Here is a 2,610-nt window from a genome sequence, read left to right on the forward strand (position 1 = left end):
TGTATAAGAGACAGAGTCACTGATGTGTACGTGTGACGCTTGGGCGTAGATGCCTTCTACCGCATCTCGGTGAGCTTTGACATGAGGCAAGATCGCTTCGTCAATGTATGCACTGATCAAGGGCTCATCCACATACGCTTTGTTCTGCTGACACATGCACAGCGCCATCAACTCGTCGCTGAACTCGACGTCGTCTACGATCACTATATCCACGTTGTTAATCCTGTCGATGTAATTGAAGGTCCCAACGGTTACGCAAACCCGTCAGGCAATCTGCACGCCCCAGCAAGTCCATTAACGGCTTCACAGAACCTCGTGAGCAGTAATCTAGGAAACAACAGCCACCACACTCCTCATGTTCCGCTAACGCCACCAGATCCTCGTAGTAGCCTTGTTCACGGAACGACAGCACTGAGTCTGCATTCCACGGTTGGGCTAACTCAAAACGTGGCTCAAAGATGGGTAGGTTCTCTGACACGACCGGCGCATGGTAGAGTGACCCACTGCGGTAGACAAACTCAAATCCGTCGACCACGTTAGGAATCAACGGGCGGTAGATCTTCGTGTTGACCTGTGTCTTTAAGAACTCAGAGAACTGGTACAAGTCTCGGTTCAGTTGATTGAGCACCATCAGATTACCCATCCCCTTACGAGTGTGAGGAAACGGGAACTCCGAGAACACCGGTACCCCAAGATCCAACTCATGTGCGGCCCGGTAGGTGTCTTGGTTTAAGTGTGTGATGTTGTCGTCAATTAGGTTGAAGTTGGCGTAGACGCGGTTAAAGTCGGTTTCCTTAAACAGACTCTTAAAGTACAGAATGCGTTTACGCAGTTCACCCAAGTATTTCTGATTATTGGTTTGCTTCAACGCCATCGGGATTGAGACGCTGAGTTTCTTTCCTGCCATCAGGGGGTCTATGACGCCAGCCAGCTCTTCCAAGCCACGGTCGCTCAACATCGTGAGGGATACGTTCATCGCTCGGTAGTGTTGGGCTAACCCATGAATCAACGGATGAGCCAGTACGTCACGCCAATTGGAAGAGCTGGTGATGTCCGTGGGGCCTAATCGAAACTCCAACAACCGAAAGTCATTGTCGATCAAGTCCTGAGCCATGTCCACTAACGCTTGGGCATCAGCGTCGGAGATGTTCACAGGAGCCGAATCCTTCTCCACGGTACACCCCGGACAACTGTACCCACACCCTTTCAAGACTTCGAGGGTCAGGTTCAGGGATTTAGCTATGCGCGTTGGAATCATGCTCTAACCCCACTAGACAATCTTTGATCGAGAGCTTTTGCATGATGTTGGTGATGCCTTTTTCCATGCAACTGCTCAGATGTGGACACTCCATGCACTCAGTGTCTTGTAAATAGTCCATAGACCGCTCACGAGCCTCTGTACGCACGTTTAGGAGATTCTCCATAGTCCAGGGGCGCTGAATGACGAAGTCGTCGTCAAGGAACGGACAGTCGTCTTTTAGGAACGGTACCCAATAAAGCTTGCCACCAGTATATAGCAGATTGACCATCGTACCAGTGTCGTAATGCAAGTCAGGATTACGTCTTCTTTCGTCTTCCCCATTAAGCCCAGCATAGAAGGAACTGATCCGGTGGGACACCCGGCGCACGTTTTGTGCAACCATGAGGTCTCGACTGGGGGCTCTTCCGTACGGGATGGTGAGGATGTCATCTTTGTCCACAGGGAATTCAATCTCAAACCCGTTGGCCAAGTATTCTTCAAAGCGTTCATCTACAGTCTCTCGAGTACAGGTCACAACAAACCCTGCCTCATTCAAACGGGCGACCACCAAGTGTTCTTGGATGTACTCCAGTTTCTCTTTAATCATTAAGCCGAACTTCTCATTCTTAAAATGAGACGGTGCAGCCGGGATGAGGAAACGAATCGGTTTATCGGGACACGCTTGATCAATGTCCGCACACATGACCCCGTAGTTTTCCATCCGGGTATCCAAGAACGCAGCATTGAACGTGACTTGATGAAACAACTGAGCCATCTCACGAAAGGTGGTGTTCGTCATCACCTCTTGCGTGTTGGTAGACGTCATGTAATCGGTAGGCCCAACGCCTAAGTCAAACGCGACGTAACCGGCCTCAGTCATTTCTTGAATCAGTGCCAACAGGTCAGGGATGTCAGAGACGTCCCCGCCTAAGGACTTGTCGATCATGCACCCAGCACAGTGATGACCACACCCCCGAAACAAGTCGAGGGTGATCTCTAGTCGTTGCCGATGACGGACGAACATTCTTCCTCCCACCGCAACAACAATCCCTTAAACCCGTTACACGAGTTGTCCATGGATTTCACGTCGCGTAAGTGTTCTGACAGACAAGTGCCCAAGTATTCACAACTGGCACAGAAGGGGTTGGTGGTGACACGTTGCTTCTCAGCTTCACACCACGCACGATAGCCCGCCAGCCCGTCTACGGGTAGGAAGAACTCTCGCTCGTTAGCATCAAACTCCAGTACTGCAAACTCCCCACTCGGGGTGATGTAGATGTGGTCGTCGCTGAATGAATTACGAATCCCTGCAACCGCTTGTTTGATCAGGGTTTCGTTCTCCATGTAGAAGCTGTCTCTTATACACATCT

Annotated in this window: 4 protein-coding genes; all 4 read right to left on the reverse strand. The window is 50.6% G+C overall.

Annotated features, from left to right (window positions below):
* Positions 1 to 213 (reverse strand): hypothetical protein (locus H8Z83_RS19460; protein WP_207732100.1); only part of this gene is annotated, 213 nt, incomplete at its 3' end.
* 4 nt (positions 214 to 217) lie between these two features.
* Entirely contained in the window at positions 218 to 1,153 is a 936-nt protein-coding gene (locus H8Z83_RS18910; protein WP_187016446.1) for a hypothetical protein, read from the reverse strand.
* An 82-nt stretch (positions 1,154 to 1,235) separates the two neighbouring features.
* Positions 1,236 to 2,186 (reverse strand): hypothetical protein, encoded by a 951-nt coding sequence (locus H8Z83_RS18915; RefSeq protein ID WP_187016447.1) that lies wholly within the window; start codon positions 2,184 to 2,186, stop codon positions 1,236 to 1,238.
* A 50-nt stretch (positions 2,187 to 2,236) separates the two neighbouring features.
* The coding region (locus H8Z83_RS18920; protein WP_207732101.1) for a hypothetical protein at positions 2,237 to 2,610 on the reverse strand (374 nt) is incomplete at its 5' end.

It is taken from the genome of Dysosmobacter segnis (assembly GCF_014297285.1).
Taxonomy (GTDB): Bacteria; Bacillota; Clostridia; order Oscillospirales; family Oscillospiraceae; genus Oscillibacter; species Oscillibacter segnis.